Origin of the sequence: uncultured Brachyspira sp., from assembly GCF_944390595.1 — a bacterium.
In the GTDB taxonomy this organism is placed as follows: domain Bacteria; phylum Spirochaetota; class Brachyspiria; order Brachyspirales; family Brachyspiraceae; genus Brachyspira.
In genome coordinates, this window is record NZ_CALXRN010000097.1 from 1 (window position 1) to 22,268 (window position 22,268).

Below are 22,268 nucleotides of genomic sequence, written 5' to 3' on the forward strand. Positions count from 1 at the left end.
AATATAGAGAGTACCTCCGAGACGCAAAGCCCCTGTCATTCCAGTATACATCTTATACGGAAAAGAATAAAGAAATGCCGATAATACCGACATAAAAATAAATGTAAAAATAAACTTTCTCATAGTATTACATCTTCTACATATCTATAATATAATAAATATGTATACTAATATAATATATTATCTAAAAAATATCAATAAATAAATATTAATAATATGCTTTATAAATTTAGTCCAAAATTTGACTTATAAATTGTATATGATATAATATATGCCAAGTTCATCGGAGGACTTATTGGAGATAAAAAATACCAAAGGTTGGATAAGATGTCTAAATTATTAGATTTCTTATCCAGCCTTTTTTGTTTTTAAACTTTTATATAGGAGTATTATTTATGGATATGCTAAAAACAGATGTAAAAAAGATATTTTTTAAATATTTATCTGCTAGCTTTGGAAGTGCTTTGATAGCTGCTATTTATTCTATAGTCGATGTTGCTATGGTAGGACAATATGAAGGAGATAATGGAGCTGCTGCTTTGGCTGTATTCGCTCCTATATGGAATGTTATATATGGTATAGGGCTTCTTTTTGGTATAGGAGGTTCTGTACTTTTCAGCAAGGCAAAAGGCTCTGGTGAATATGATAAATCAAATACTTTTTTTACCGCTTCATTTATATCTTTATCTATAGTTATATTTATAGTTTGGATTTTATCATTGATATTTGAAGATAATATACTTTATTTTTTTGGTGCTGATGAAGCTCTGCTCAATTTAGCTAAAAAATATAAAAAAAAAAAAAAAATTATTCTTCCTTTATTTGCTTTCAGTCAGTTTTTTGCAGCATTCCTTAGAAATGATAATGCTCCTATGAAAGCAACTATAGGAGTTATGGCAGGAGGTATTTTCAATATATTCGGTGATTATTTCTTTGTATTTATATGCAATATGGGTATATTCGGTGCTGGACTTGCAACAGCTATAGGACAAATTATTACTGCTTCTATATTGATATCTCATTTATTTACTAAAAAAAATACTTTGAAATTTCAAAAGGTTAATAAAGTATTTTCATTATCAAAGAATATTGCATCTATTGGTTTTTCTACATTCTTTATAGATATAGCAATGGGAATATTAGCTTTAATGTTTAATAGACAGATAATGAAGTATTTCGGCACTTCTGCTTTGGCTGTTTATTCAGTAATAATAAATATTAATATATTAGTTCAGTCATCTGCTTATGCAATAGGACAAGCTGCTCAGCCTATAATATCAATAAATCTAGGTGCTGGAAAAATGGATAGAATAAAATCAGCAGTAAAATGCAGCATATTTTCAGCTTTGGTGCTTAGCATAGTATATACATTATTCACATACTTTAATACAGACTTCTTAATGAAATCATTTATGAAGCCTTCAGAAGAAGCTTTATCGATATCAAAAAATATTATGAGAGCTTACTTTACATCATTTTTAATACTGCCTTTCAATGTATATGCAACTTATTATTTTCAGGCAATAATGAAGCCTTCATCTTCTTTTATAATTGCTGTATTAAGGGGACTAATAATAAACGGCATTTTAATATTCATAATGCCTTTAGTATTTGTTAAAGACAGTATATGGTATGTTATGCCTATTACAGAAGTTTTAACTTTTATTATTGTTATAGTATTTTTTATTAAATACAGAACTATATATTTTCAAAATATTTTTAATTAATTATAGAAATAATTATTAAATTTAATATAATTAAATAAAAATACAAAGGAGATATATGATAATGAAACTTTTAGATAAAAAAATAGCATTAGTAACTTCATCTACAAGAGGTATAGGTTTAGCTTGTGCTCAAAAACTCGCAGAAAATGGTGCAAAAGTTTATTTAGCTGTAAGAAGACTTGAAGCAGGAAAAGAAGTAGCAGATAAAATAATAAAAAACGGAGGAGATGCTGATGTTGTTTATTTTGATGCTACTAAAGAAGAAACATTTACTTCTATGGTTGAAGATGTTATAAAAAAAGAAAATAGAATCGATATACTAGTTAATAATTTCGGTACTACTGATACTAGTAAAGATTTTGACTTAGTTAATGGAGATACTGAAGCCTTTTTTAATATAGTTAATGAGAACTTAAAAAGTGTTTATCTTCCTTCAAAGGCTGCTGTTAAGCAAATGATTAAAACAGGAGGAGGAAGTATAATAAACATATCATCTGTAGGAGGAATTTTCCCTGATATGTCAAGACTAGCTTATGGTATATCAAAATCTTCAATAAACTTTCTTACAAAAAATATTGCAGTTCAGTATGCAAGAAATAATATAAGATGCAATGCTGTACTTCCTGGATTTGTTGCAACAGATGCCGCAATGGAGAGTATGTCAGAAGAATTTTTAAAAATGTTTTTAAAGAATGTACCATTAAACAGACCAGCAACTGCTGAAGATATTGCTAATGCTGTATTATTCTTTGCTAGCGATAATTCATCATTTATAACAGGTGAAACTATGCCTGTAGCAGGAGGTTTCGGACTTCCTTCACCCATGTACAGTCAGTATATGGATATGGGAGGAAAGAAAGGATAATATATTTATAAAAAATAATATAGAGTTTACTATTTATTTTTCAAATACATAAATTAATTTAGTTTTGTATAAATAAAAAGCCTATACTCTTATAAAGAATATAGGCTTTATTTATTTTTATATTATTTATTTTTTTTCTTCTTCATCTAAAGGAACAACAGCCAAGTCGCTCACTCTAGCACCGTCAGAAATATTAACTATTTTTACGCCTTTAGCATTTCTTCCAAGTTCAGGTATAGAATCAGCTTTAATCTTTATTGTCATATCATCAGTAGTAACAACCATAATCTCATCTTTATCACCTACAGTTTTTACACTGACAACTTTACCTGTTTTATTATCAAGTTTTATATATATTTGGCCTTTTCCTCCCCTACCCTTAACATTAAACTGTTTGGAAGAAAGTCTCTTACCTATTCCATTTTCTGTGATAACAATTAATGATTCGCCTTTATGTATAGCATTACCGGATACGCAAATATCATCATCATCTAAAGAAATGCCTTTTACTCCTCCGGCAGCTCTTCCCATTTTTCTAATTTTCTCTTCAGTTATTCTTAAAGCAAGACCAGTAGCTGTAGTCATTATAAAGTCATCTCCAGGCTGAACAGCAGAAACAGCAACAAGCTCATCATTATTTTCTAATGTTAAAGCAAGTATTCCTCTCTTTTTGGCATTTTCAAGATGTTTTAATTCCATCTTCTTTATAGTACCCATTTTTGTAACCATTATTATTGACTGTTTAGGATCAAAATCAGATACTGTAAAGTAGCTTGTAATCTTTTCTTCTGGAGCTAAATTAAGTATAAATTTAATACTTTTTCCCTGAGATATCTTACTTAATGCAGGTATCTCATGCACCTTCATCCAGAAAGCCTTACCTCTGTCTGTGAAAATAAATAAATAATCTTTAGTAGAAGCAACAAATAAATGTTCTATATAATGTTCGCCCTGAGATTTTCCGCCTTGAACACCTACTCCGCCTCTTCCCTGCGTACGGTAACTTGAAGCAGGTACTCTTTTAATGAATCCCTGAGTAGTAATAGATACAGCAACATCTTCATCATGTATCAAATCTTCTTCATCTATTTCAGTATCATCAGTTTTTCCTATTATTTCGCTTCTTCTGTCATCGCCGTATTTTTCAGCTATCTTTTTAAGTTCATCTTTGATAACAGCAAGTATTTTTTCAGGATGAGCAAGCAAATCTTCACAATAAGCTATAAACTCTCTTAATTGCTGTAATTCCTGTTCTATTTTTAATTTTTCTAAAGCTGTTAAACGTTTAAGAGGCATATCAAGTATAGCCTGGGCCTGTTTCTCAGAAAGTTTGAATCTTTCCATAAGTGTATTTCTAGCAGCATCAGTATTTTCGCTTTCTCTTATGATTCTAATAACTTCCTCAATATTAGCCTGTGCTATTAATAAGCCTTCTAATATATGTGCTTTAGCTTTAGCCTGATTCAAATCATATTCTGTTCTTTTTGTGATTACTTCAACTCTGTGATCAACAAAATATTTTATAAGTTCTTTTAAGTTTAATACCTTAGGCTCGCCATTAACCAAAGCAAGATTTATTATACCGAAAGTTGTTTCTAAATCAGTATGCTTCCATAATTGATTTAATACTATCTGAGTAGCAACGCCTTTTTTAAGTTCTATTATAAGACGAATACCTGCTCTGTTGCTTGATTCATCTCTAATATCAGCTACGCCTTCTATTTTTCCTTGTTTAACTAATTCAGCTATCTTTTCATGCAAAGTAGTTTTTACAACTCCGTAAGGAAGTTCTTTAACGACTATAGCTTCTCTGTCTCTTTTAGTTTCTTCTACTTCAAGTCTTGCCCTTAATTTGATTCTTCCTTTTCCGGTAGTATAAGCTTCTTTTATTCCTTCTTTACCGTATATAATTCCAGCTGTAGGAAAATCCGGACCTTGAACATAACGCATCAAATCTTTTATTTCAGCGTCCTGATGATCTATATAATAAATTACTGCATTTACAACTTCTTTTAAGTTATGAGGCGGCATATTCGTAGCCATACCTATAGCAATACCCATACTTCCATTAACTAAAAGCTGAGGAACTGTTGCAGGAAGTACAGATGGTTCAGTTCTTGAATCATCGAAGTTTGGTACGAATTTAACAGTTTCTTTTTCTATATCATTAAGCATCTCTTCAGCAAAACGCGTCATTCTAGCTTCAGTATAACGCATTGCTGCAGGAGGGTCATCATCTATAGAACCGAAGTTTCCTTGTCCGTCTACAAGCAAATACCTCATAGAAAAATCTTGCGCCATTCTAACCATAGTACCATAAACAGCAGCATCTCCATGCGGGTGATAACGTGCTAAAACTTCCCCTACCGTAGCAGCGGATTTCTTATATGGTTTGTCATGTGTAAGATTTGCATCATACATGGCATATAGTATTCTTCTATGAACAGGTTTTAAACCGTCTCTAACATCAGGCAATGCCCTAGATACGATAACGCTCATAGCATAAGTTAAATAAGACTCTCTTAATTCATTTTCTATTGAAATATGATCTACTCTTTTTAAGATATCTTTTGTCAGTGTGGAATATTGTCTTTCTTCCGAATTATCTTCTTTATTCTTTTTTACTGCCATAACTTGTTATCCTTAAAAAAATATTATCTTATTATAACATTTTAATGTAAAATTATCAATATAAAATAATATATATAATAAGTAAGAAATTTGTAAAAATAATAATATTTCATACAAAAAAGCACATATCCATTATTAAAAATAACAGATATGTGCTGATAATTTCATAACTTATTTATTTTATATTGTATTTTTGTATAATTTTATTTTTATAAACTTCAGCCTGAGTTCCATAAATTGCCTGTATTCCGTTTCCAGCTCTTAATACCTTTTTAGAATTAAGAGAAGCCCATACCTCATCGCTTGCAACTTTACCAGGATCTTTAACAGTAACTCTTAATCTAGTAATACAAGCATCTATATTATCTATATTATCAACTCCGCCAAGTGCCTCAACTATTGAATCGATTATACTGTCATCATCTGCTTTATTATCATTTGATTTAGAACCCTCTTTCTCATTATAATCAGCTCTTCTGTATAATTTTACTTCGCTTCCTGCTCTTCCAGGAGTTGCAAAATTAAATTTAACTATTAAGAACTTAAATACAAAATAATAAACAACCGCATATACCGGTCCTAATATAAGTATCCATTGATAAGAAGTTTTACCTATTCCTTGTAATAATCCGAAGAATGTAAAGTCAATTAATCCTCTTGAGAAAGTTATACCTACCGCAACATTCAATACATACATAAGCATATATGCTAAACCTTCTAATACAGCATGAACAACATACAGAGGAGGAGCAACAAATAAGAATGTAAACTCCAACGGTTCTGTAATTCCTGTTAAAAATGAAGTTAAAGCAGCGGACAATAATATACCTTTAGCTTTTGATTTGCTTTCTTCATCAGCTACATGATACATAGCCAAAGCAGCAGCAGGCAAACCAAACATCATAGGTAAAAATCCGCCTGTCATAGTTCTAGTTGCAGCCGCACTAAAATGTGTTACTGTAGGATCTGCTAACTGAGCAAAAAATATTCTCTGTCCTCCGGCTATCATTTTACCGCCTACTTCTAATACACCTCCTAATTCAGTATACCAGAATAATGGATATATAGCATGATGAAGTCCGAATACATTCAATATTCTCATAGCAAAACCATAGAAGAATGTACCTATATAACCAGTAGCTGCAAATAATTCACCGGCTTTTACTATGCCTCTGAATATACTAGGCCATATAAATGGAAATATGGCTGCTAATGGTATAAAAAATATCATAGTTAAAACTGCAACAAATCTGTTTCCGCTGAAAAATGCCAAATAATCCGGCAATGTCTGATTAGCAAATTTATTAGTGATGAATGCAGATAATAAACCGCAAATAATACCTCCGAATACTCCTGTCTGCAATGTAAATATACCAAGCTCTCTAGCGTATAAAGCGGCAGTACCGGCAGCCTCTCCTGCACTTAAGCCTGCTGCCATTAAAGCATCAACTGTTGTATTATCCGGAGTATGTCCTTGGAATCTTAATATAACACCTATAACTGTATGAAACAATAAAAAACCAACTACCGCAGAAAGTGCTGCTGTTTCTTTACTTTTATTTGCCATACCTATAGCTATACCAACTGCAAATAAAAGCGGCAAATTAGCAAATACAAAATTACCCGCATTAAACAATAAAACTAAAACATAATTTAAAGGTTTTCCTGATTGTAAAAAAGTTAAATTATATGTTTCTATCAAAGTAGGACTTGTAAAAGCTCCGCCTATACCTAATAATATACCTGCCATAGGAAGTATGGCTATAGGAAGCATGAAAGATCTTCCTATTTTCTGAAGCAATGCAAATGAATTCTTCATTTATTATTTTCTCCTGTTTTTTTAGCTAAATTATTATAACATAATAAATAAAAATTGATATAAATGTATGATTTTTTATAAAGATTCTATAGCTTTTACAAACTTTTCTGCTATTTGCTTAGGTCTTGTTATAGCACCGCCTACAACTACAGCCAATGCTCCTATTTCTATAGCTTTTTTAGCTTTTTCAGGAGTATCTAAATTACCCTCTCCGATTACAGGTATTTTTACAGATTTTAAAACTTCCTCTAAAGTTTTTAAAGGTTCATTTCCTTTGGTATAATCAGTATAGCCGCATAATGTTGTTCCAACTATATCAATGCCTATACTCTCAGCATAAACTGCCTCAGAAACATCAGAAATGTCTCCCATTATAATTTGATTAGGATATTTTTCTTTTATAGCTTTTACAAAATCTTTTAATTCAACTTTATCAGGTCTTTCTCTTTTAGTGGCATCAATTGCAATGATATCTACACCCTCTTTAACTAATTCATCTATCTCTTTCATAGTAGGCGTAATATATACATTGCAATCGCCGTAATTTCTTTTTATTATTCCAATAATAGGAAGATTGGTATTCTTTTTTATTTCTTGTATATCGGCAACAGTATTAGCTCTTATACCGCCTGCTTTAGCCTGTGCTGCAGCCAAAGCCATTCTGCCCATTATAAAAGAACTAAATAATGGTTCATCTTCTAATGCCTGGCATGATACTATAAGTTTGCCTTTAATTCTATTAAAAACTTCATTCATAGATTAACTCCTTATTAATTTATATAATAAGGAATTATAATATAAAAAATAATTATTTTAAATAATCTTCTCTTCCTAAAACCTTAGCTAAATGCTCCATAACAGTTTGACGCTGAATAGGCTTTACAACATATCCGTCTACTTTAAGCTTTAAAAATTCCATTAAAACGCCTTTATTAGCATATGAAGTAACAACTATTATTTTTGAATCAACATCTAAAGCTCTTATTCTTTTTAATAAATCAATACCATTCATTTGAGGCATTTCAAAATCTATCATTATAATATCAGGCTTTTCTTCTGCTTCTCTTAATTTCTTTAAAGCATCCATTGCTCCGTCAGACTCCAGCATAACCTCAAATTGTTCAGACAAAAGTATTTTCTTCTCAGCCATACGTATAGTACTTGAATCATCTATAACCATAACTTTATACGGCTTATTTGTTTTACTATTAATTCCTAATGGAAAACTACTCATTGTATTATACCCCAAAATATTTTATCATACTTATAAATCTATAAAATTTGTAAAGATTGTCAATTATTTTTTATAAAAATTAAACAAAAAAATATTTTTTCTATATAATTTGATTTTTATACATTTTTTGTTATTATAATTGAATGAATATATCGGCTAAACTGCATAGTTTAATACAAGAAAAAAATAGCGATTTAGACTCTTCGTATCTATTAGAGAAAAATAAAGACGGCATAACAGTAGTTTCTAAAAATGGAAGAGCTGTACATAGCAAATATAATATAAATAATGAATGCAGAAAATCATTAGAAAAAATTAATAAAAACAAAAATCTGCTCATAATATACGGCTATGGACTAGGATATAACTTAAAATTTTTAATGGAAAACATTAATGATTATTTTAATCAAAAAACTATAGAAACATTAAAAATAATTATAGTCATTGAAGATATAAAATTGTTTAAATATTCATACTATAACATATATAACACCAATAATAAAAATATATTCTTTGTTTATAAAGATGATACAATAGATTATGTAAACCAGTTAATAGACTATAAAAATACAAATGGTATTAATTTAGTTATACTGCCTTCTCTTACAAAAGAAGAAAAAGATAATGCTAATATATTTTACAGTGAAATATTAAACACTATGGAGAAAGAAATATCCAATATATTTACAAATATGTATTTTGAAAATATATGGACTAAAAATGTTATATTTAACAGCGAGTATATAAAAAAATCTGCTGACATATTAGTTTTTAAAAATGCATTTAAAGATTTAAAAGCATTGCTGATATGTCCTGGTCCTACATTAAAACACAGCATAGAAATAATCAAAAAAGATAGGGAAAATTTTTTAATAATATGTGTTGATACAAGCTATAGTGTATTATGTAAACATGGTATAATACCGGATTTTGTAGTAACTGTTGATGGAGGATTTTTTAATTCATTAGATTTTGTATACGAAAATTCTAATTTCCCATATTTAGTAATGGATATGGCATGTAACAAAATAATACCTAGAAATATTAATGACAAATCCAAAATGATAAGATTTACTTCAATTGATAATTTGGGAATAATAGAATACATAAAAGAATTTGCTCCTATATCACATCTAACTACATCTAATACTGTAGCAACAACTATGATTGATTTTGCACATTATTTAGGTTTATCAGAAGTTCTATTAATAGGATTTGATAATAGCTATCCTTTTTATGAAAGACACATGAAACATGCATTGTCCTATGAATATATGGTAAATAAGTCAAATAAATTAAAAACTTATGAATCATATTATTTTAATACTATAAAAAATAATACAAATATAGATAATTATCCGCCTACTGAATTTGTATTTGAAAGTCAAATAGAATATTTTAATGATTTTAAAAATAAATATTCAAACATGAAAATAAAAAGATTAACTTATGAAGCTGTAAAAATAGACTCTATGGAAGAAGGAAATATTAATGACTTTTTAATAAATAATATTAAAGAAAAAGCGTTAAACATAGCAAATAATATATTTAAAGAAAATGATAATCAAAATATTAAAGATGCATATATAAATCTTCAAAATACATTAGAAGAGTTTAGAAATATTATACTCGATACATATAATAATATAAACAATAATTGCGATGATATAGATAATATATATTCAGGAACTATAAACACAATAAAAGAGTATCAAAATAAAGTAAGCATATTAAAAACAATACTTTCAACAACTATTATGATGTGCGAAAGAGGCGAAAGAGGAACTAAAGAAAAACTTATATTCTTGATTATGGAAAGTTTAAGAAACATTAATTATTTTTTTACAAGAATATCTATGATAATAAAAAAACTATAAAGCATGAAAAAGATAGAAATTATTTACGAAGATGATTATATATTAGCAATCAATAAAGAGGCTGAAATTGAAGTTGATGATAGTTTAATTAAAATATTAAAAGAACAATATAATAATATAAGCAGTTTGTATTTAGTGCATAGAATAGATAAATACACATCAGGAATAGTAATACTTGCTAAAGATGAAAATACTAAAATTTATCTTGAGGATTCTTTCAAAGAAAGAAAAGTTAATAAAATATATCATGCCATAGTAGAAGGCAATATAAAAAATGAAAGCGGAAAAATAGATATATCTATAGGAATTGACAAGAAAAATCCTAATAAAAGAATTCCATTATCTACTAAAGAAGGCGGAGAATCTGCTGTAACATATTATAAAATATTAAAAAAACTTAATGAACATACTTTATTGGAATTAAAACCTGTAACTGGAAGAACTCATCAAATAAGAGTACATCTTTCATATATAGGTCATCCAATAATAGGGGATAAAATATATTCTAAAAATGCCAATATTTACAAAATGAAAGGATTTGCATTAATAGCAAAAGAGATTAATTTTGTTCATCCTATCACAAAAAACGATATAAATATAAGTATAAAGTACAATAAAGAGTTTTTAATAAGACTTAAATTATTGCAAGAATCAAAAATAATATAATAATTTCTTTTTTTTATTGACTTTTTTTTCAATAATTATATATTTTCTTTAAAAGATAACTATTTTTTCTTTTTATAAAAATAATATTGAAGGAGTAAAAAATGACAGTTACATTTCAAGGTGCAACACAAAATTTAGAAGGTGTTCAATTATCTGTTGGATCAAAAGCATTAGATTTTACAGTATTAAAAACTGATTTAAGCCCATGGTCTTTAAAAGATGCTGGAGACACTGTAAAAATCATTTCATCTGTACCATCACTAGATACACCTGTATGCGATGTACAAAGTAAAAGATTTAATAAAGAAGCTGCTTCTCTTAAAGGAGTAACAGTTGTAACAATATCAGTAGATTTACCATTTGCTCAGGCTAGATGGTGTGCTGCTGCTAATGCTAATTCACACATTGTAGCTTCTGATTATAATCAAAAAGATTTTGGAAGAAAATTCGGTACTTTATTAAAAGAATTACAGCTTTTAACTCGTGCTGTATTCGTACTTGATAAAGACAATGTTGTTAAATATGTACAGTATGTTCCTGAAATCACTAATGAACCAGATTATGAATCTGCTTTAAAAGCTGCTAAAGCTCTTTTATAATCTTATAAGTACATTATAAAACTATAAAATTAAAGGCATATCTTTAATGATATGCCTTTTTTATTTACACTCAATATTGTTTGCATATATGATAAAACTAATTTATAATTATTATATAAAAAATAAAAACTATGGAGAATAAATATGAGCATATATGACTATACAGTGAAAGATGCTGAAGGTAAAGATGTGAAATTAAAAAAATATGAAGGAAAGGTATTATTAATAATTAATACAGCTACTAAATGAGGATTCACGAAGCAATATTCTGCGTTGCAGGATTTATACAAAAAATACAAAAAAGAAGGTTTTGAAATATTAGACTTTCCTTGTAATCAATTCGGAGGACAGGCTAAAGAACCTATTGAAGAAATTGCTGAGTTTAGAAAGGAGAAATACGGCATTACTTTCAAACTATTTGATAAAGTTAAAGTTAATAGCAAAAATGCTGATCCTTTATTTACTTATTTAAGAACTGAAAAGCCTACTGAAGAAGGCGTTGATAAAATAAGATGGAATTTCGGTAAGTTTTTAATAGACAGACAAGGAAATATAGTCGGACGCTATGATCCTAGAGTAAAGCCTGAAGAACTCGATGAGATAGTAGCCGAATTATTAAAAAAAGAATAAAAATTAAGAGCTTTTATATATTACTATATAGAAGCTCTTTTTTATTGTATTAATAAATATTCTTTTTTAAATAAGGCTTTAATTTTTCAAAAGATATCTCAAAATCATCAAGTGCTCTAACAACATGAGGAAGTTCAAATCTTATATGCAAACTAATACTGTCAGAATATCTGTTAATTGCAACATTTCTTGACATTAAAGTTTCAGCATAGTAACTATCAGATTTATTTATTACATCAATAGTAAAATCATCTTCTCCAATTTCTTTATAATATTTATCAATTTCGCTTTGCAAAGTTTTTCTAAATTTATCGCTGTCATTTACAAAATCTGATAAAGTTAATCTTTTTATTTCTAATTTATTAATATCTAATGTAAAATGATATATTGCAGTATCAGGATATGCTCCTCCATAATAGTATTCTGTACTGCTTGTAAAACATAAAATATTATCATTAAAAAAATTGTTATAAAAATTATAAAAATTAACTTCGTAAAAAATTTCTTCTCCACTAAGATTTACTTTAGCAATATCATCATTAATCTTTTTAATCATTTCATTAGTATTATTTATTTTGTTTATGATTTCGCCTTTATATATAGATGATTTTAAATTTTCTATGTAAACTGCAGATAAACCATAAGTATTATCTTTATATTCTTTAGAAACAGATATATCATAAACAGCATATATTTTATCCCCTAAAGGTTTTACAGTTTCTATATTACAGCTTAATTTTTTATTATTGTTTTGCCAGTTTCCTTTTAAATCAATATTCTTTTTACCATTTCCTAAATTAATAATATTATTTAACTGACTACTATTTATTTTAAAACTAAATTCTTCTTTTTTATTAGAATTATTATAATCAAAGGCAGTAAATTTAATAGTATTTTTATCCATTTCTCCGCTTATAGGTATTGGAGTATTAACATTATTGTATTTATAATATCCGTCTATATTAGACTTTTTATTTCTAGTAATATTATCAGGACTTTCAATATGTATGTTTATTGTAATAGGGTATTTATCAATGCTTCCTTCAAGAGTAAAAAATATATGCTTTGTTATATTAGTAGTGTCAGCAAAAGCAGATATATAAATTATATTAAGTAATAACATTATAAATATTCTTTTCATAAACCTAATCCTAATTATTAAATAGATATTACGGGTATTATATAATATATTTTGACAATTGGCAAATTTCTAGTATAATCTATATGTTTTAATTAATTTGATAATTTATAAAGGCATTATTATGAATACAAAAATAGAAATATGTGTTGATTCTGTTCAGTCTTGCATAAATGCTGAAAGAGGCGGAGCTGACAGACTTGAGCTTTGCGGCAATATGTTTGAGGGAGGCACCACTCCTAGTTATGGCGTTTTAGAATTAGCAAGAAAAAAAGTAAATGCCCCGATATATGCAATGGTTCGTCCTAGAGGCGGAGATTTCTGCTATGATGATATTGAATTTGAAATAATGAAAAAAGAAATAAAACTAATGAAAGAATTAAAAATTGACGGCATAGTATTCGGCATACTTACAAAAGATGGAAAAGTTGATAAAGAAAGATGCTCTCAATTATTAGATTTATGGGGAAGCTCTAGGGCAACATTTCATAGGGCAATAGATGTAAGTTCAGATTTAAATAAAGCATGCGAAGATATTATATCGCTTAGTTTTGAGAGAATACTCACTTCAGGAGGAGAAGCCAATGTTATGATCGGTATAATAAAATTAAAAGAATTGGTTGAAAAATATAATGATAAAATAATAATAATGCCTGGAAGCGGAATAAATGAAAGAAATATTGAATATATAAAAGACACTGTAAAAGCTAATGAATATCATATGACGGCAAACAAAACAGTTAATAGTTTAATGGAATACAGAAATGAAAATGTATTTATGGGAGCCGCTTTAAGACCAGCAGAGTTCAGCGTAAAATATACTGATGAAAACAAAGTGAAGAATATAAAATCAAAGTTATAATATGAATACTAAAAAAAATGATTTAATTTCAGCATTAAAATATGCCTTTCCTTTTACCATACCTGTTCTTGTAGGGTATATATTTTTAGGTATGGCTTATGGCGTACTTATGAAAGCTAAAGGCCTTGATACTTGGCTTGCAGTTTTTTTAAGTTTATTTGCATATTGCGGAAGCATGCAGTATACGGCTATTAATTATTTATTTTTAGCTCCTTTTAATCCTCTATATGCTTTTATACTCACATTAATAGTTAATTCAAGAGTAGGGTTTTATGGAATATCTCTTGTATCAAAATTTCAAAATACAGGAATTATAAAACCTTATTTGATATATACTCTAAGCGATGAAACTTTTTCAATACTATGCTCTGCAGATATACCGGAGAATATTAATAAAAATGCATTTCTTTTCTTTGTGGCCTTCATAAATCACATGTATTGGAATATAGGTACATTGCTTGGATGTTTGATAGGCTCTTTTATAACTTTTAATACTAAAGGGCTTGATTTTGTTTTGACTGCTTTATTCGTTGTGATATTTACAGAACAATGGCTTGACTCTAAAGATCATAGAGGTGCTTTAATTGGGCTTTTATGCTCTATACCTATTTTAATATTTAAAACTAATATATTTATAATACTTGCTATGGTATTAATATTTATATCTATAAGCGTAATTTATAAATATAATGAAAATGGAAAAATATATGAATAATACAGAGATATTAATAACTGCTTTGATGATTGTAATAGGAACTGCTTTCCTTAGGTTTCTTCCTTTCTTGATAATAAATAAATCATTATCTGAAAATAGATATGTACAATTTTTAGGTAAAATATTACCGTATTCTATGATAGCACTTCTTGTAGTGTATTGTCTTAAAGATATTAATATTATAAAATTTCCTTATGCCTTGCCTGAATTAATATCTATAGCAGTTATTGTAGTTCTTCATATAATAAAAAGAAATGTACTTATAAGCATAGGAGCAGGAACTATACTTTATATGTTTTTAGTTCAAGTTATTTTTGTATAATAATTATTTTTAAGAATATAAAGGATTTGCCTCTCTTATATAATCGATATATTCTTTTTTTAACTCATAAAATGCATTCATAACATCATCAGGTATATCAACATGAACAATAAAATCTTTTCCTTTAGGACCATATCCGTTTTCATCATCATTAAGCCTCTGTATTTCTCCCATTAAAAGACTTATATATTTATCTATATTCCACATACCTAATATTTCTTTTTCATAAATAAGTTTATTATTAGAATTAATTACTCTTGCCTTATAAGCAGCGTAATTAATAATTAAAATATCATCTGAAATATATTTTCTTAATACAGCTTCCATACGGTGCTGCATTGAAGCATCCTGAGATATTATTATGCTTTTAAAATGTATATTATTTTCTTTTAATAATTCAAGCATATATGTTATATTATTGCCGCAATTAGTGGATTTCAATTCCAAAAAATCAGCCTTTAATCCGTATTTAATATCAATATAATTATTAAACATTTCTGCTTCAGTAATTTTATCATCTATTAAAATATTAGGTAATTCCTTTCTCATTTGTACCCTTAATGAATCGGTAGTATGTCCTGCCCCTCCTACTATTATATATTTGTCAGCTATATTATTTTTTATAGCATCAGCTAATATATCTCCTCCGGCTATAATACTTCCTCCGAATAAAACCATAACATCCGCTTTATTAATATTGTATTTTTTATATAGTTCTTCTCTAGTCAAAAAATCAATATCCCTTTTACCGCAAAAATCGGATACTATATTAATATAATCTGCAATATTTTTATTCATAAATTAATTATCGTGATGAAAAATATTATTGAAAAGCTGAAATCTTTTTTTGGGGCTGAATATAAGTATAACCTGCCCTTTTATATCTTTTTTATCTATAAGCCCAAAATATCTGCTGTCTTCGCTTACCTCTATATTATCCCCTAAAACAAAATATTGATTATTCCCTACTATGTATAATCGATTATCCTTATTTGAAAAAATATAATATTCATGCTCTATAAGTTTATCATTCAAATATAATCCGCCGTCTTTAATCTCTACTTTATCGCCTTCTACACCTATTACCCTTTTTACTAAATTGCTGTTATTATAATCAAATACAATAACATCAAAATTTTTTATACCATTAAATATAAAACTTCTTTTTAAAAGCAGTATTTGATCTCCTTCCAAAAATGTAGGCTCCATAGATTTATTAGTTACAATATATGTATCGAAAAAAAATATTCTTATAAAAGCTGCAAGAAAAACAGCAAGAAATGACGCTAATAATATTTCTATAACTTGTTTTTTATTTATCATAATCAATAATGTTTAAGATAATAGGATAAAGCCTCTTTTGCAGATTCAAATGCTATTTTTTCCATATCTATATCTTCTCTTTTAATGAAACTTACACTCGCTGCATCATCATCTGCATGAACCTTAGGAGTATAATCCAATACAGAATAAAAAAATAAATCTGAAGTTACATACATGATTCTGTCATATATATATTCATTTCCTCCGCTTATTAGAAAATGAACATCATCAAGTTTTATTCCAGTCTCCTCTAATACCTCTCTGACAGCTGTATACTCTACCTTTTCATAAGGCTCGCAGAATCCTCCGGGCATATCTATATAGCCCTTTTTAGGCTCAAATTTTCTTTCAACAAATACTATTCCGCTGGGAGTATCTATTATAACTCCTACAGCCGAAGCAGGATTGAAAAAATATGTTCTTTTACAATTAGAACATTCCAAAACCTTTATGCCATTAAATATTAAGGAATCTTTAGTACCGCAATAAGGACAGTATTTAAATTGATATTTAATATGCTCTTTTATTTTTAAAGCATTTTCAAAATGATCATTAATATGTTCTTGCATAATTTTTATTTATATAATATGAAGCTATATTCTTTGTATTGCATATAAATACATCCGACTGCGCCCAAATACCAAAAGGTGCATTCTCAAATGAGATATTATGCAAATCAACAACATTAACACTTTCATAATTATAATTACCAGGATCAACATTATAAAAATCATAAATGTAATAATAATCAATATTCATATCTCTCATTTTTTCATCTATTAATGTTTCCATTTCTTCTATTGTATTTGCAACTATATAGTATGTAGATATGAAAGTTCTTTTCTTACATTTACCTAATCCCTTAACTGTAACATTCCACCATTTTGCAACTTTTACTAATTTATCTGATTCATTTAAATTAATAGTAGTAAAACCATATATTTGTTTTAAATTATTAATTATATCATAATAATCAAATATGTACTCATATGTTTCAGAACATCCTTCATCTGATACTATAGATGATAAAGAATAATGCCAATTTTCATAATCACCAATAAAAGAAGCATCGTCATTAAATACATTATATGCATCTAATATACGGTTAATTTTATGCATATTTTTGTATGTAGTATTTATTTCTATTTCTTTGTCTAAATTTATGAATATTTCAAACTCTGTAAGTTCGTCTATTACGCCAAAACCTACAAATCCGCATTCAATCCATAAATCATTATACTTTTTAAATACTTTTTTTATCTCATTTAAAGAAATATCAGGGTCGCTCATTAAAACATCAAAATCCCTGTTAACATCTTCACTAATGCGTTCTATAACCATAGTTCCGTAAGATGGAAAAAGTTTTAAAAGTTTTAAATATAAATTAGCGATTCTTTCTGATGATACAGATATTCTATATGAATATATGTCTCCATTATTAGTATTTTTTAATTCTATTTTTGTACCCTCTGCAGGGTTAGCATATCTGCTTGGAACTATCCCAAGCGGAATATGAAATTTATTAATAATAATCCTTCTTGATTTTATATTATTTAAGATCCTTCTTCTTCTTTGACTCTTTTCAAAATAACTAAGCACAATTGTTCCCCAAAAAAGATATTGCATTATAATAATAAAAAAATGAATTTTGTCAAGTGATAAGTTTGTAAATTAAATTGATTTTTTTTCATATTTTTTTTATTATAATTTATATAATTGCTTGACTTTTTTTAAAATATTTTTATATTTATGCATATTTATTTATGGGTGCAGCATATATTTTTTAATGTCTATATCCGATTAATATATAAATTTCTTATTTGGTTTATTAATTGTGGATAATTTATTTATTGAAAAGTTAAATAATCTGCTGTCTAGAGTATCTCTTATAGATATCTTAAGGGATAAATATAAAGTAGTACCTAGAGGAGGAAATAAATATACTGTACAATGCCCTTTTCATAAAGACGGTCAGGAAACAAACCCTTCTATGTCTGTTGATGATGATAAGGGAGTATATAAATGTTTTACATGCGGTGCTAAAGGAAATGTTATTACCTATTTAAAAGAAAAAGAAAATAAAACTTTTAAAGAGGCTGTGCAATATCTTGGAAGCAGATTTTCAGTTGATGTCAGCGATTTCTTCTCTGCAAAAACATCTCAAAAAGATAAAATATACTTAGAAAGCAGAAGAATTAATAGAATAGCATGTAATTTTTTTGGAAAAACCCTATTATTAAGGGATAAAGATGGAGGTTATTTTTATAAAGAGGCTGAAAAATATCTTAAAAATAGAAAAATACCATTCAATATAATAAAAGAGTTCAAAATAGGATATGCACCGCCAAGCTGGAATTCCCTTATGAATGCTTTAACTGAGAATAAAATAACTTTAAATAATATGAATATATTAGGACTTATAAGCGTAAGTAAAAATAATCCTAATCATTATTATGATACATTTGTTAATAGAATAATGTTTCCTATTATAAATGAAAGAGAAGAAGTTATAGGATTCGGAGCTAGAAGCATAGACGGAAAAGAACCTAAATACCTAAATTCTAAAGAAAGCATGATTTTTAAAAAGAAATCGGCTTTATATGGAATAAATATAGCAAAAAGCCATATAATGAAGAAAGATGAGGTTATATTAGTTGAAGGGTATATGGATACTATAGCATGCCATAAAATGGATATAAAAAATGTTGTAGGAACTTTAGGTACAGCTATAACAGATGAGCATGCATTAGAAATTAAAAAATATACTAAAAATGTAGTTTTAGCTTTAGACAGCGATGAAGCTGGTATAAAAGCGGCAAAATCAGCTATTTTAACATTATTGAAATTTGATTTAAAATTAACTATACTTTCTATAAAAGAAACTAAAGATTTAGATGAATTTTTTACAGTTTATGAAAAAGAACGGTTTGATATATTATATAATAATAGACTGAATTGGTATGATTTCGTTATAGAAACTAATTTGAAAAATGATGTATCCTCTGCTTCAATAGAAGAGAAATTATCTATTATTAATAGTTTTTATAAGTATTTGGATGTTGTTAATAGTGAGACAGAAAAGCAAATGATTATTTCTCATGTGTCTTCTAAACTTTTAGTAGATAGGGAGGCTTTTAACAGGGATTATTTACGTAACTATAAATCAAATCAGAGTGTTTCTAACAATAAAAAAATTATAAAAAAAGCAGATAACAATAACAAGTTTTATTATGAAAATAGCTTAATATACTTGCTTGCTTTGAATCCTTCTTTAATTAAAGAGGCTGAAAGAGAAATTAGTGTTGATCTAATAAAGAAAGATATAACAAGGGAATTTTATATAAGACTCTTAACTCTTAATAAAGAAGCAACGGTTCAGGATGCTTTGGACATATTAGGTAATGAGCATGTGGCCAATCAAATTCTAAGCAAACAAAAACTATATAATGATAATATATATGAAAAACTGGAGGAGCTTATTATTAAAATTAAAAGCGGAGACATAGACTCTAAAAGGCAAGAGCTTTTACAGGGTAATACATTTAATAACACTCTTGAAAGTAATGACGGATTTGAGGCTATATGTGCAAAGGCCCGCGAAATACATTTACTTAATAAGCAAAAGGAAAAATTACATCAAGGAAGTGATTTATGATGATAGAAGAAGATTGCGATCTTTTGATTAAAAACGAAAAAATCAGAAAACTATTAGAAAAAGGAAACACAAATAAATATCTCACATATAAAGAGATTAACAGTGCTATAGACAATGTGGATGCTGATGTTATAGATATATTGTTTCAATTATTAAATGCAAGAAACATTGTTACTGTAGAGGATAAAAGAGAATTTGAAAGCCTTTCAAAAAGCCAAAATAAAATTGATGATGCCGCTAAATTTATACATGTAGAAGATAAAGTAGGAAACAATGATGATCCTATAAGACTTTATCTTAAAGAAATTGGAAAGGTTAGCCTTCTTACTCATGATGATGAGGTTGATTACTCAAAAAAAATAGAATCCGGAGAATCTGAAATAGAATCTATAATTCTAAATACTCATCTTGTAGTTGGAGAGGTATTAAACACTATTAAAAATGTTCAGGTAGGAAAAGTATCAATACATGAAATTTTAGAGCCTCCTAGAATATACAATGTTTCTACTCAGGAAAAAAGAAAATTAGAAAGAAAATATAAAAATTTTGAAAAAGAATATACTGCATTAGCTGATAAATATCTTTCTTTAGATAAGAGAATCAAAAAAATTACTACTCAGAAAACTATAAAGAGTTTAACTAAGGAACAGGAAGAAGTTAAAGAAAATATTGTAAAACTTCTAACTAAAGTAAGATTAAATAGAATGGAGATAGACAGAATAGCAGAAAAATTAAAGTTCTATCTTCACAGAATAAATCAAATAGAAGAATATTTTGAGAAATTAAAGAAAAGATATTATAAAGAAATAGAAGATTTTGAAAACTACTATAAAGAGATAGAAGCGGGCAATAAGGATATATTCATAAGATTAGTTGATGAGTTTAATATTACACCGGAAGCAATAGAAGCTGTAATAATAAGTTTCCATAAAGCACAAGTACGTATGGCTGATATTTATGATGAAGTACGTATTGATAAAGAAACTTTGGTTGAATGGGTACGTAAAATAGACTCTTCAAGAAGAAAAATTGCTCAGGCTAAAGATCATATTGTTAAAGCTAATTTAAGACTTGTAATAGCAATAGCAAAAAAATATGTTAATAGAGGACTCCATTTCTTTGATTTAGTACAGGAAGGAAATATTGGTCTTATAAAGGCAGTAGATAAATTTGAGTACAAAAAAGGATACAAATTTTCTACTTATGCAACTTGGTGGATACGTCAGGCAATAACACGTTCTATAAGCGATCAGGCTAGAACAATAAGAGTGCCGGTTCACATGATAGAACAAATTAACAAAGTTCAAAGAGTTTTAAGACAGTATATGCAGCAGTACGGAAGAGAGCCTTCTATACAAGAGATTGCTAAAGCATTAAGCTGGCCTGAAAGCAGGGTAAAAAGTGTCAGAAATGTGGCTAAAGACCCAGTATCTTTAAATGCTCCTATAGGAGATGAAGAGGATACTATTTTGGGTGAACTTATAGAAGATAAGGAATTTGAAAGCCCTCAGAATATTACTACTTTCAAAATATTAAGAAAGCAAATAGATTCTATATTAGACGGTTTGCCAGACAGAGAGCAGAAGGTAATAAGAATGCGTTTCGGACTTGTAGACGGATACAGCCATACTCTTGAAGAGGTTGGATATGTATTTAAAGTTACAAGAGAGCGTATACGTCAGATAGAGGCTAAGGCTATAAGAAGATTAAGAGCACAGTCAAAAAAGAAAGAGTTAAAAGATTTTCTTGATTCTTAATTGATTTCAAGTTTTTATTAATAGAGCAGTTATTTTTTTATATAGCTGCTCTTTTTTATATTTTAATTTTTTCACTATATTCTATAGTAATTACATTTTATGAATTTGTTATATAAGGCAGGTTAAAAAAGTACTTGATAAAATTAGTTATATAATTTCCAACATAATTTTAGTTATAAAATAATGTTTTATATGTTGTATAATTAATTATTTTAGTATATAAAAATTCTTTTACAAAACGAAATGCAGTGGGAATAGATTAGTTTTTTTAATTAAAAATAGTTTCAGGGCTTTGCCCCGAACCCCAGTTCTTTTACCGAAGCTCTGCGTGCCGTAGGCAAGGTACCTTTCGGTATTGGTATAAAAGAACCTATATCCTCGATAAACTCGGATACGCTTCGCGAAGAACTGCATTTTTATAGGTTATACCCTATATTTAATAGGCATG

Annotated in this window: 20 protein-coding genes; 11 read left to right on the top strand and 9 right to left on the bottom strand. The window is 27.9% G+C overall.

Annotation, left to right across the window (positions count from 1 at the left end):
* Nucleotides 1–395: 395 nt before the first annotated feature.
* Nucleotides 396–1,727 carry an MATE family efflux transporter gene (locus Q0J90_RS05015; RefSeq protein WP_297276855.1) on the top strand — a complete coding sequence of 444 codons (1,332 nt, stop codon included), beginning with the start codon at nt 396–398 and terminating at the stop codon, nt 1,725–1,727.
* A 61-nt stretch (nt 1,728–1,788) separates the two neighbouring features.
* Nucleotides 1,789–2,592, top strand: a complete 804-nt coding sequence (locus Q0J90_RS05020) for an SDR family NAD(P)-dependent oxidoreductase (protein ID WP_297276856.1) — start codon at nt 1,789–1,791, stop codon at nt 2,590–2,592.
* A 126-nt stretch (nt 2,593–2,718) separates the two neighbouring features.
* Here the strand turns inward: Q0J90_RS05020 and gyrA are convergent, their stop codons facing one another.
* The 4 genes from gyrA to Q0J90_RS05040 form a co-directional block, all read right to left on the bottom strand.
* A complete protein-coding gene (gene gyrA, locus Q0J90_RS05025; protein ID WP_297276857.1) occupies nt 2,719–5,223 on the bottom strand; it encodes a DNA gyrase subunit A in 2,505 nt (834 codons plus the stop codon).
* Nucleotides 5,224–5,398: 175 nt separating this feature from the next.
* Complete coding sequence (locus Q0J90_RS05030; RefSeq protein WP_297276858.1) at nt 5,399–7,042, bottom strand: PTS transporter subunit EIIC; 1,644 nt, start codon at nt 7,040–7,042, stop codon at nt 5,399–5,401.
* Nucleotides 7,043–7,117: 75 nt separating this feature from the next.
* Nucleotides 7,118–7,798, bottom strand: coding sequence for an N-acetylmannosamine-6-phosphate 2-epimerase (locus Q0J90_RS05035; protein ID WP_297276859.1), 681 nt, complete (start codon nt 7,796–7,798; stop codon nt 7,118–7,120).
* Between the two features lie 52 nt (nt 7,799–7,850).
* Entirely contained in the window at nt 7,851–8,276 is a 426-nt protein-coding gene (locus Q0J90_RS05040) for a response regulator (protein WP_297276860.1), read from the bottom strand.
* A 143-nt stretch (nt 8,277–8,419) separates the two neighbouring features.
* Between Q0J90_RS05040 and Q0J90_RS05045 the strand changes: the two genes are divergently transcribed.
* From Q0J90_RS05045 to Q0J90_RS05060, 4 genes are all read left to right on the top strand, one after another.
* On the top strand, nt 8,420–10,153 hold the full coding sequence (locus Q0J90_RS05045; protein WP_297276861.1) for a 6-hydroxymethylpterin diphosphokinase MptE-like protein: 1,734 nt from the start codon (nt 8,420–8,422) through the stop codon (nt 10,151–10,153).
* A 12-nt stretch (nt 10,154–10,165) separates the two neighbouring features.
* On the top strand, nt 10,166–10,819 hold the full coding sequence (locus tag Q0J90_RS05050; protein ID WP_297276873.1) for an RluA family pseudouridine synthase: 654 nt from the start codon (nt 10,166–10,168) through the stop codon (nt 10,817–10,819).
* A 101-nt stretch (nt 10,820–10,920) separates the two neighbouring features.
* On the top strand, nt 10,921–11,418 hold the full coding sequence (tpx, locus tag Q0J90_RS05055) for a thiol peroxidase (RefSeq protein ID WP_297276862.1): 498 nt from the start codon (nt 10,921–10,923) through the stop codon (nt 11,416–11,418).
* Between the two features lie 144 nt (nt 11,419–11,562).
* Entirely contained in the window at nt 11,563–12,048 is a 486-nt protein-coding gene (locus Q0J90_RS05060; RefSeq protein ID WP_080513319.1) for a glutathione peroxidase, read from the top strand.
* 49 nt (nt 12,049–12,097) lie between these two features.
* On the opposite strand, the gene Q0J90_RS05065 is transcribed toward Q0J90_RS05060, so the two are convergent.
* The gene (locus Q0J90_RS05065) at nt 12,098–13,189 is read right to left on the bottom strand and encodes a hypothetical protein (RefSeq protein WP_297276863.1); all 1,092 of its coding nucleotides are present in this window, start codon (nt 13,187–13,189) and stop codon (nt 12,098–12,100) included.
* A gap of 121 nt (nt 13,190–13,310) precedes the next feature.
* Between Q0J90_RS05065 and Q0J90_RS05070 the strand changes: the two genes are divergently transcribed.
* From Q0J90_RS05070 to Q0J90_RS05080, 3 genes are read left to right on the top strand one after another with little or no spacing between them, the layout of a single operon-like run.
* A complete protein-coding gene (locus Q0J90_RS05070; protein WP_297276864.1) occupies nt 13,311–14,048 on the top strand; it encodes a copper homeostasis protein CutC in 738 nt (245 codons plus the stop codon).
* A 1-nt stretch (nt 14,049) separates the two neighbouring features.
* Nucleotides 14,050–14,763 carry an AzlC family ABC transporter permease gene (locus Q0J90_RS05075; RefSeq protein WP_297276865.1) on the top strand — a complete coding sequence of 238 codons (714 nt, stop codon included), beginning with the start codon at nt 14,050–14,052 and terminating at the stop codon, nt 14,761–14,763.
* Nucleotides 14,756–15,085 carry a branched-chain amino acid transporter permease gene (locus Q0J90_RS05080; protein ID WP_297276866.1) on the top strand — a complete coding sequence of 110 codons (330 nt, stop codon included), beginning with the start codon at nt 14,756–14,758 and terminating at the stop codon, nt 15,083–15,085. Before Q0J90_RS05075 ends, Q0J90_RS05080 begins: the two co-directional genes overlap by 8 nt.
* A 9-nt stretch (nt 15,086–15,094) precedes the next feature.
* Here the strand turns inward: Q0J90_RS05080 and Q0J90_RS05085 are convergent, their stop codons facing one another.
* Genes Q0J90_RS05085 through Q0J90_RS05100 form a run of 4 tightly spaced genes read right to left on the bottom strand, consistent with a single transcriptional unit; the run spans nt 15,095 to nt 18,007 of the window.
* Nucleotides 15,095–15,883, bottom strand: a complete 789-nt coding sequence (locus tag Q0J90_RS05085; protein WP_297276867.1) for a YdcF family protein — start codon at nt 15,881–15,883, stop codon at nt 15,095–15,097.
* Nucleotides 15,884–15,886: 3 nt separating this feature from the next.
* On the bottom strand, nt 15,887–16,408 hold the full coding sequence (gene lepB, locus Q0J90_RS05090) for a signal peptidase I (protein ID WP_297276868.1): 522 nt from the start codon (nt 16,406–16,408) through the stop codon (nt 15,887–15,889).
* Nucleotides 16,409–16,410: 2 nt separating this feature from the next.
* Complete coding sequence (locus Q0J90_RS05095; protein WP_297276869.1) at nt 16,411–16,977, bottom strand: NUDIX domain-containing protein; 567 nt, start codon at nt 16,975–16,977, stop codon at nt 16,411–16,413.
* Nucleotides 16,961–18,007: a hypothetical protein gene (locus Q0J90_RS05100; RefSeq protein ID WP_297276870.1), complete on the bottom strand. Its 1,047-nt coding sequence runs from the start codon at nt 18,005–18,007 to the stop codon at nt 16,961–16,963. Before Q0J90_RS05100 ends, Q0J90_RS05095 begins: the two co-directional genes overlap by 17 nt.
* A gap of 235 nt (nt 18,008–18,242) precedes the next feature.
* Here Q0J90_RS05100 and dnaG point away from each other — a divergent pair, with 235 nt between their 5' ends.
* Together dnaG and rpoD are read left to right on the top strand one after the other, a co-directional pair.
* Nucleotides 18,243–20,063 carry a DNA primase gene (gene dnaG, locus Q0J90_RS05105; protein WP_297276871.1) on the top strand — a complete coding sequence of 607 codons (1,821 nt, stop codon included), beginning with the start codon at nt 18,243–18,245 and terminating at the stop codon, nt 20,061–20,063.
* Nucleotides 20,060–21,820 carry an RNA polymerase sigma factor RpoD gene (rpoD, locus tag Q0J90_RS05110; protein ID WP_297276872.1) on the top strand — a complete coding sequence of 587 codons (1,761 nt, stop codon included), beginning with the start codon at nt 20,060–20,062 and terminating at the stop codon, nt 21,818–21,820. Before dnaG ends, rpoD begins: the two co-directional genes overlap by 4 nt.
* Nucleotides 21,821–22,268: the final 448 nt, after the last annotated feature.

Bases quoted from the DNA above. Each gene is read 5' to 3' on its own strand.
- Q0J90_RS05015 (WP_297276855.1), top strand. From the start codon at position 396: ATGGATATGCTAAAAACAGATGTAAAAAAGATATTTTTTAAATATTTA.
- Q0J90_RS05020 (WP_297276856.1), top strand. From the start codon at position 1,789: ATGAAACTTTTAGATAAAAAAATAGCATTAGTAACTTCATCTACAAGA.
- gyrA (WP_297276857.1), bottom strand. From the start codon at position 5,223: ATGGCAGTAAAAAAGAATAAAGAAGATAATTCGGAAGAAAGACAATAT.
- Q0J90_RS05030 (WP_297276858.1), bottom strand. From the start codon at position 7,042: ATGAAGAATTCATTTGCATTGCTTCAGAAAATAGGAAGATCTTTCATG.
- Q0J90_RS05035 (WP_297276859.1), bottom strand. From the start codon at position 7,798: ATGAATGAAGTTTTTAATAGAATTAAAGGCAAACTTATAGTATCATGC.
- Q0J90_RS05040 (WP_297276860.1), bottom strand. From the start codon at position 8,276: ATGAGTAGTTTTCCATTAGGAATTAATAGTAAAACAAATAAGCCGTAT.
- Q0J90_RS05045 (WP_297276861.1), top strand. From the start codon at position 8,420: ATGAATATATCGGCTAAACTGCATAGTTTAATACAAGAAAAAAATAGC.
- tpx (WP_297276862.1), top strand. From the start codon at position 10,921: ATGACAGTTACATTTCAAGGTGCAACACAAAATTTAGAAGGTGTTCAA.
- Q0J90_RS05065 (WP_297276863.1), bottom strand. From the start codon at position 13,189: ATGAAAAGAATATTTATAATGTTATTACTTAATATAATTTATATATCT.
- Q0J90_RS05070 (WP_297276864.1), top strand. From the start codon at position 13,311: ATGAATACAAAAATAGAAATATGTGTTGATTCTGTTCAGTCTTGCATA.
- Q0J90_RS05075 (WP_297276865.1), top strand. From the start codon at position 14,050: ATGAATACTAAAAAAAATGATTTAATTTCAGCATTAAAATATGCCTTT.
- Q0J90_RS05080 (WP_297276866.1), top strand. From the start codon at position 14,756: ATGAATAATACAGAGATATTAATAACTGCTTTGATGATTGTAATAGGA.
- Q0J90_RS05085 (WP_297276867.1), bottom strand. From the start codon at position 15,883: ATGAATAAAAATATTGCAGATTATATTAATATAGTATCCGATTTTTGC.
- lepB (WP_297276868.1), bottom strand. From the start codon at position 16,408: ATGATAAATAAAAAACAAGTTATAGAAATATTATTAGCGTCATTTCTT.
- Q0J90_RS05095 (WP_297276869.1), bottom strand. From the start codon at position 16,977: ATGCAAGAACATATTAATGATCATTTTGAAAATGCTTTAAAAATAAAA.
- rpoD (WP_297276872.1), top strand. From the start codon at position 20,060: ATGATGATAGAAGAAGATTGCGATCTTTTGATTAAAAACGAAAAAATC.